Here is an 8,221-nt window from a genome sequence, read left to right as displayed (position 1 = left end):
GCAGGAGCGGGTGGAGTTCATGCTGCAGGACTCCCGCGCGGCCCTGCTGCTCGACCCCGCCGCGCTCGCCGCCGAGCCCGTCGCCGAGCCCGTCGCCGAGCCCGTCGACCCCGCGGGGCGGTCCGGCGAGGCCGACCGCAACCCCGACCGCACCGGCCGGCTGCACCCCGAGAACCTCGCCTACGTGATCTACACCTCCGGCTCCACCGGCCGCCCCAAGGGCGTGGCGGTGCGGCACAGCGGAGCCGTCGGCTACCTGGCCCACCTGCACGGACTCACCGGGCTCGGGCCCGGGGACGCCGTGCTGAACCTGGCCTCGCTCTCCTTCGACCCCTCCGTCCGCGACCTGTTCGGCACCCTCACCGCCGGCGCCCGCCTCGTCCTGGTGCCGCCGCAGGACGCCAAGGACCCGTACGCGCTGCTGGCGGCGCTGAACCGGCACCGGGTGAGCGTGCTGCTGTCGCTGGTGCCCACCGTGCTCGGCGCACTGGCCGATGCGGCCGAGGACACCGACACGGCCCCGTCGCCGAGCCTGCGGATGGGCCTGGTCAGCGGGGAGGCGCTGACCGGTGCGCACGCGGCCCGGGCCGCCCGGCTGGGCTCCGACTGGCAGCTGGTCAACCAGTACGGCCCCACCGAGTGCACCATGACCGCGACCTACCAGCCCGTCGGGGCGGGGCTCCCGGCGCACACCCGGATCCCCATCGGCCGGCCGATCGCCAACGCCCGCGCCCACGTCCTCGACCCGGGGCTGCGACCCGTGCCGCCGGGCGTCCCGGGCGAACTCCACCTGGCCGGTGGCGACCTGGCCCGCGGCTACGCCAACCGGCCGGATCTCACGGCGGACCGGTTCCTGCCCGACCCGTACGGCGCGCCGGGCGCCCGGATGTACCGCACCGGCGACATCGTGCGGTGGCTCCCCGACGGTGCGCTGGAGTTCCTCGGCCGGACCGACGACCAGGTGAAGATCCGCGGCGTCCGGGTCGAACTCGGCGAGGTGCAGGCCGCGTTGGCCGGCTGCCCCGGCGTGGCCCGGGCCGCGGTGGTGGCCCGCGAGGACGGCCCCGGCGGTCTGCGGCTGGTCGGGTACGTGGTGCCGTCCGGCGGGGTGCCGGTGGACACCGGGTACCTGCGGCGGATCCTGCCGCCGCACCTGGTGCCCTCGGCCGTCGTCGAGCTGGCCGCCCTGCCGCTCACCCCGAACGGCAAGCTCGACCGCCGGGCCCTGCCCGCACCGGACCTCGCCACGAGCGGCGGACGCCCACCGGGGAGCGCCCGCGAGAGCGCCCTGCACGACCTCTTCGCCGAGGTCCTGGGGCTGCCGGGGGTCGGCGTCGACGACGGCTTCTTCGACCTCGGCGGCCACTCCCTGCTGGCCACCCGGCTGGTGGCCCGGATCCGGTCCGTGCTGGGTGTCGAGGTGCCGATCCGGGCCGTGTTCGAGGCCCCCAGCGTGGCCCGGCTGGCCGCCTGGATCGACAGCGAGGGGGCGCAGAGCAACGCCCTGGACGTGCTGCTGCCGATCCGTACGACCGGCAGCGCCACCCCGCTGTTCTGCGTGCACCCGGTCGGCGGCCTCGGCTGGTGCTACGCGCGCTTCGTCCCGTACCTGGACGACGACCAGCCGGTGTACGCGCTGCAGGCCCGGGGGATCACCGAGCCCGAGGCGCTGCCGAAGAGCATCGAGCAGCTGGTCGACGACTACCTCGACCAGCTGCGGACCGTCCAACCCGAGGGCCCCTACCGGCTGTTGGGCTGGTCGTTCGGCGGCAACGCGGCACACGCCATGGCGGTGCGGCTGCAGGAGCTGGGCGAGCGGGTCTCGCTGCTGGTGATGCTCGACTCCTGCCCGAGCGACCTGCTGGAACGCCTCGACCCGGACGCCGAGCGCGCCCGCATGGGCCGGCTGATGGGCGAGTTCGGCGGCGGCGTGGAGTCCATGCAGCAGTCGGTCGGCGAGGACTCCGAGCTGGCCGAGGTGATGCGCCGGGAGCTGAGCGTCCTCCAGGGGCTGAGCGCGGCCGAGATCGAGGCGATGCGGGATTCCTCGGTCAACAGCAGCCTCATCCTGCGCGACCACCGCACCGGCCGCTTCGACGGCGACCTGCTGTACTTCACCGCGCTGCTGGAACGGCCCGAGGGCTCCCCGGACGTGCGGGCCTGGGAGCAGTACGTCAGCGGCACCATCGAGGACCACCCGGTCGAGGCCAGCCACGCGGGCATGATGGACGCCGCCCCGGTGGCGCACGTCGCCCGCACCGTCGCCGAGGTCCTCCGCCGCCACCGGGAGGCCGGCGCATGAGCACCGACACGACCACCGGAACGGGCCCCACCCCCGCCCCCGCGGCGGTACCCCTGCGCCGCAACCGCGACTTCCTCCTGCTGTGGACCGGGGTCGGCGCCTCGCTGCTCGGCTCCCGGGCCGCCGCGGTGAGCTACGGACTCCTGGTGCTCGCCCACACCGGCTCGGGCGCCCGGGCGGGCCTGGTCACCTCGGCCGCGCTGCTGCCCAGCCTGCTGGTGCAGCTGCCGGCCGGCGCGCTGGTCGACCGCTGGGACCGCCGCCGGCTCATGATCGGCTGCGACCTCGGCCGCGCCGCCGCCCTGGCGACGGTCGTCCTCGCGGTGGCGGCCGGCCACGTCTGGCTGCCCCAGCTGATCGCGGTCGCCTTCGTGGAGGGCAGCCTCGCGCTGGTGCACCAGCTCGCCGAGCGGGGCGCTGTCCGCAACGTCGTCCCCGAGGAGCAGCTCGGGGCCGCCCTCTCCCAGAACGAGGCCCGCGGGCGGGCCGCCGGACTGCTCGGCGGCCCGCTGGGCAGCGTGCTGTTCGCACTGGGCCGCAGCTGGCCGTTCCTCTTCGCGGTGGTGAGCCACCTGGTGTCGCTGGCCGGACTGCTGATGATCCGGACGAGCCTCCAGGAGCAGCGCCCGGCCGGGCCGCGCCGGCTCGGGGCGGAGCTGAAGGAGGGCATCGCCTGGGTGCGCGGGCAGCGCTTCCTGCGGATCGCGCTGGCCACCGTGGCGGGCGCCAACGTGCTCTTCCAGGTCCTCATCCTGACCGTCCCGTTCATCCTGGTGAAGGAGGAGGGGCGCTCGCCCGGCACGGTGGGCGTGGTGCTGGCCGTCAGCGGGGTCGGCGGCATGCTGGGCGCGCTCAGCGCCCGCTGGTGGATGCCCCGGCTGAGCCTGCGGGCCGTGCTGATCGGCAGCACCGTGCTGTGGGCGCTGCTGATGCCGGTGATGGCGCTCGCCCGCGACCCGTTCACGCTGGGGGCGCTGTTCGCGGCGATGAACTACGTCGGCGGGGTGCTGAACGTCCTCGCCGCGGTCTACCAGATCCGGATCACCCCCGACGCCCTCCAGGGCCGGGCCGGCGCCACCGCGGGCCTGCTGGTCAGCGGGGCCAGTACCGCGGGCGCCCTGCTCGGCGGGTTCCTGCTGGACGCCCTGGGCTCCGGCCGGGTCGCCCTCGCCGCCGGCCTGGCCATGGCGGTGATCGCCGCCGCGGCGGCGCTCGCCCCGACCGTCCGCAACGCCACCGGCCGGGCGACCGCCGACTGACGGGGGCCCACCGGCGGTGCACGGTCCCCGCCCCCGGCGCACTCGACTGCGGAGCGCGCCGGGGGCGCAGACCGTTGGGCCGGCGGTCGCCGCAGCCTGCGCCCGCGAGCGGGGCGCCCGGCGGGTGCGGCCGGGCGCATAGGGTGGGTGGGGCCGGCGACCGCACGCACCACGGGAGACATCCGATGAGCTCGACCACTGCCCCTGACGCCCTGCTCCCGGTCGGGGTGATCGGGCTCGGCGACATCGCACAGAAGGCGTACCTGCCGGTGCTGGCCGCGCTGCCGGGCCTGGACCTGCGGCTGATGACCCGGGACCGGGCGAAGCTGGACCGGATCGGGGCGGCGTACCGGATCGCGCCGGAGCAGCGGTTCACGGATCTCGGGGAGCTGATCGGCAGCGGGATCCGGGCGGCGTTCGTGCACGCGGCGACCGATCAGCACGTGCCGATCGTGGAGGCGCTGCTGACGGCCGGGGTCGACGTGTACGTGGACAAGCCGCTGGACCACACGCTCGACGGCTCCCGCCGCCTGGTCGACCTCGCCGACCGCACGGGGCGCTCGCTGATGGTGGGCTTCAACCGCCGGTACGCGCCGGGCTACGTGCAGGCGAAGGAGCGGCCGCGGGACCTGATCGTCCTGCAGAAGAACCGCGAGGGCCTGCCCGAGGCGCCGCGCTCGATGGTCTTCGACGACTTCATCCACGTGGTGGACCTGCTGCGGTTCCTGGTGCCGGGCGAGATCGAGCACGTCGATGTCCGATCCCGGGTGCGGGACGGCCTGGTGGAGCACCTGGTGCTCACGCTGGCCGGGGACGGCTTCACGGCGCTGGGCATCATGAACCGGCTCTCCGGCTCGACGGAGGAGGTGCTGGAGGTGTCCGGCGGCGATTCCAAGCGGGAGGTGCGCAACCTCGCCGAGGTGGTCGACCACCGGGGCCAGCCGACCGTCCGGCGGCGCGGGGACTGGGTGTCGGTGGCCCGCCAGCGCGGTATCGAGCAGGTGGTGCTGGCCTTCCTCGACGCGGTCGTCTCGGGCAAGGTCGTCGACGCCCACGACGCCCTGCGCACCCACGAGTTGTGCGAGCAGATCGTGGAGCGCCTGGAGGCCGTCTGAGGGCATGCCGAGCCCCTCCCCGGGCGGTGTCCCGGGGAGGGCGAAGGCTTCCTGAACCGTGCGGTAGCGCTACGTGGAGATGACATGTACGCTGCGTATTGCTGGTTGAACGGATGCGGGCCTGGTCGCCACTCCGTGGGGGGAGTCACGCCCAGGCCCGGTCGCCGGCCCGGTGCCCGGCTGCACTCGTGGGGGAGTTGCGGCCGGGCCCATCGGCGGGCCCATCCACCTTATGCCCAGACTGACGCTGTTTCAGTCATGACAACCGGCAGCAGCTGTGCCGGACTTCCCGCGGCGCCCGGTGAACACGGCGCAGACTCCCCGTGAACAGGCTTGCGGCCTGCGGTTCCCGGGCATCCGCCCGCGGCCGGACAGCACCCGGGCACCGGTCCTCGGCGATCGGAATCCCGGACCGCCCGTGGCACCGGCCCCGCCGGGGAGTACTGTTGGCCTCCACGGTCACCGGACGCGGAACGGACGGACGATGCAGGCACGCCAACCGGCAGGCGAGCAGGGGCTCTTCGGGCACCCGCTGCGGTCGCGCGCGGCGTCCGGTACGACCGCCGGCCCGCAGACCGCCCGTGGCGCCCGGCTGGTGGCCCGCCGCTGGATCGACGCCTGTGGATCCCCGACCGGCCTCTGTCGCCCGTAGGACCCGCCGCCCGGGCATCCGCCGCCCGCGCGCCCGTCGGCGCTCGTACGCCGGTGCTCGTACGCCCGTCGGCGTCCGCGTGCCAGGTCCCGCCCGCGGACCGCCCGGCGACCCCCGACGACCCGCCACGGCCAGCCGCAACGGCCCGGCCGCGGTGCGCCCCGGGCGCCGCCCGACGGCCCGTCACGACCCGACCCCGCAGCTCGCGACCAGGAACGGCCTCCGCATGCCCCGAAACCCCGTACCCGTTCCCTCCGGCGCCCCGCCCGGCCGCCCGGAGGGCCCGCCGCCGCACCACCCGCTGGCCGACCCGACCGACCGGGCCGACCCGACCGACCGGGCCGACCCGACCGACCGGGCCGAACCGGCCGACCCGGCTGCGGCCGTGCGCGAGGTCGTCGCGCTGGCCTCCGAACTGATCGCGATCGACACCACCAACCCCGCCGACCCCGGCGCGGTGAGCACCGAACGCGCCGCCGCCGAGTATGTGGCCGCCCGCCTCGCCGAGGCCGGGTACGTGCCGACCTACCTGGAGACCGGCCCCGGGCGCGGCAACGTGATCGTCCGACTGCCCGGCGCCGACCCGTCGCGCGGCGCGCTGCTGGTCCACGGCCACCTCGACGTGGTGCCCGCCGACCCCGGGGAGTGGACGGTCCACCCGTTCTCGGGCGAGGTGCGCGACGGCTACGTCTGGGGGCGCGGCGCCGTCGACATGAAGGGCATGGTCGCGATGACCCTGGCCGTCGCCCGCCGGTTCCGCTGCGAGGGCGTCGTCCCGCCGCGCGACCTGGTCTTCGCCTTCGTCTCCGACGAGGAGAACGGCGGCTTCCAGGGCGCGCGCAAACTGGTCGACGACCACCCGGAGCTGTTCGAGGGGGTCACCGAGGCGATCGGCGAGGTCGGCGGCTTCTCGGCCACCTTCGACGGCGGGGCGCGCGCCTACCTCGTCGAGACGGCCGAGAAGGGCGCCATGTGGCTGCGGCTGCGCACCACCGGCACCGCCGGGCACGGTTCGATGCTGCACACCGACAGCGCGATCGCCAAGCTCGCCCGGGCCGTCGCCCGGCTGGACGGCCACCGGTTCCCGCTGATCCTCACCGACCCGGTCCGCGAACTGCTGGAGGGCGTCGCCGACCTGACCGGCGTGCCGTTCGACGAGCGCGATCCGGAGGCGGCGGTCGCCCGGCTCGGGCACCTCTCGCGGCTGATCGGCGCGAGCCTGCGCGACACCGCCAACGTCACCGTGCTGGACGCCGGCCGGGCCGGGAACGTCGTGCCCTCGCAGGCCCGGGCGACCGTCGACGTGCGCTTCCTGCCCGGCCGGGAGGAGGCGGTCGCGGCCGAACTCGCCGACGTCCTGGGCCCGGACGTCGAACTCGTGTGGGACAGCCTGCCCGCCGTGCAGACCTACTTCGACGGCGCACTGGTGGACGCGATGGCGCTCGCCATCGGCGCCGAGGACCCGGGCGCCCGGGTGCTGCCGTACATGCTGTCGGCGGCGACCGACGCCAAGGCGTTCCAGCGGCTGGGCATCCGCCATTTCGGCTTCGCGCCGCTGCGGCTGCCCGCCGAGCTGGACTTCACCGCGCTCTTCCACGGGGTGGACGAGCGGGTCCCGGTCGACGCGCTGGAGTTCGGGACGCGGGTCCTGGACCGCTTCCTGCGCTCCTGTTGAACCGGCCCGCCGTCCACCGCCACCCACCATCGGTCCACCGCCACCCACTGGCCCCTACCACCACCGGTCCACCGCCACCGGTCCCCAGCGCCACCCGAGCCGCAGCACCGCACCGTTCCGACCCTGCCGAGGAGTTCGATGTGAGCCAGCACGCGACCGACACCACCGACACGTCCGACACGTCCGACACCACCGGCGTGACCTACGCCGACCCCGCCGACACCGCCCGGTACGGCGAGTACCGGATCACCCGGGCGCCGGGCGACGAGCGCCCGCTCTACCGCTTCACCGGCCGGATCACCGAGGACGGCAGCAGCGGCTTCGCCGCCGAGCCCGGCCGCTACCACGTCTACGCGGGCTGGTTCTGCCCGTGGGCGCAGCGCGTGACCCTGCAGCTCGCGCTCAACGGGCTGTCGGACGTGGTCTCCGTCTCGTACGTGGACGGCGAGCGGGACGCCCGCGGCTGGGCCTTCCGGGAGTCCCACGGCCCGGACCCGGTGAACGGCTTCACCCTGCTCCGCGAGGCGTACGAGCGCACCGAGCCGGGCTTCGACGGGCACGTCTCGGTGCCGACGCTCTGGGACCGCCGCACCGGCCGGGTGGTCAGCAACGACTTCCGGACCCTCGGCATCGACCTGGCCACCCGGTTCCGGCGGTGGGGCAACGGCGCCGACACCTACCCGGAGGACCTGCGGGACGCGATCGAGGAGCTGGACGCCAGGCTCGGCCCGGCGGTCAACCACGGGGTCAACGCCGCCGCCGGCACCGGCGGGGCGGCGCTCGCGGCCCGGAGCGTGCTGCTGGACACCTTCGCGGAGCTGGACGCGCGCCTGGCCGGCCGCCGCTACCTGCTGGGCGACCGGCTGACCGAGGCCGACGTCCGGCTCTGGGTGACGCTGGTGCGCTACGACGCCCGGTCCAACCACGACCGCGCGATCAACCCCGGTCTCGCCGAGTACCCGCACCTGTGGGCCTACGCCCGCGACCTCTACCAGCGGAAGGAGTTCACGGAGACCACCGACTTCGCGACCTTCACCACCCCGGGGGCGGTCCTCCCGGACTGGAACGCCCCGGTGGAGCGCCCGCTCGCCCTCTGAGCGGCAACGGCCGCGCCCGACAGCGGCGTGGGGCCCCCCGCCCCCCCGCCCCCCCGGCGAACCCCGGGCCCGCCGGCCCGGGCGGCCCGCAACCACAGCCACCCCCGGGGAGAAGACCGCC

Annotated in this window: 5 protein-coding genes; all 5 read left to right on the top strand. The window is 75.4% G+C overall.

Annotated features, from left to right (window positions below; translation table 11 throughout):
• Window positions 1-2,302, top strand: a 2,302-nt coding sequence (locus tag ACWGB8_RS28430) for an amino acid adenylation domain-containing protein (protein ID WP_452216470.1), incomplete at its 5' end; no start/stop codon positions are given.
• Window positions 2,299-3,561, top strand: a complete 1,263-nt coding sequence (locus ACWGB8_RS28425; protein ID WP_452216469.1) for an MFS transporter — start codon at window positions 2,299-2,301, stop codon at window positions 3,559-3,561. The genes ACWGB8_RS28430 and ACWGB8_RS28425, both read left to right, overlap by 4 nt.
• A 185-nt stretch (window positions 3,562-3,746) precedes the next feature.
• Entirely contained in the window at window positions 3,747-4,676 is a 930-nt protein-coding gene (locus ACWGB8_RS28420; RefSeq protein WP_452216468.1) for a Gfo/Idh/MocA family protein, read from the top strand.
• 878 nt (window positions 4,677-5,554) lie between these two features.
• Window positions 5,555-7,003, top strand: a complete 1,449-nt coding sequence (locus tag ACWGB8_RS28415) for a M20/M25/M40 family metallo-hydrolase (RefSeq protein ID WP_452216467.1) — start codon at window positions 5,555-5,557, stop codon at window positions 7,001-7,003.
• A gap of 140 nt (window positions 7,004-7,143) precedes the next feature.
• Window positions 7,144-8,100 carry a glutathione S-transferase C-terminal domain-containing protein gene (locus ACWGB8_RS28410; protein ID WP_452216466.1) on the top strand — a complete coding sequence of 319 codons (957 nt, stop codon included), beginning with the start codon at window positions 7,144-7,146 and terminating at the stop codon, window positions 8,098-8,100.
• Window positions 8,101-8,221: the final 121 nt, after the last annotated feature.

This window comes from Kitasatospora sp. NPDC054939 (assembly GCF_053610105.1).
The sequence above is the reverse complement of the archived record's forward strand: the minus strand, read 5'-3'. Positions and strand labels throughout refer to the sequence as shown.

Coding starts and splice junctions, on each gene's coding strand:
- ACWGB8_RS28425 (WP_452216469.1), top strand. CDS start 2,299: ATGAGCACCGACACGACCACCGGAACGGGCCCCACCCCCGCCCCCGCG.
- ACWGB8_RS28420 (WP_452216468.1), top strand. CDS start 3,747: ATGAGCTCGACCACTGCCCCTGACGCCCTGCTCCCGGTCGGGGTGATC.
- ACWGB8_RS28415 (WP_452216467.1), top strand. CDS start 5,555: ATGCCCCGAAACCCCGTACCCGTTCCCTCCGGCGCCCCGCCCGGCCGC.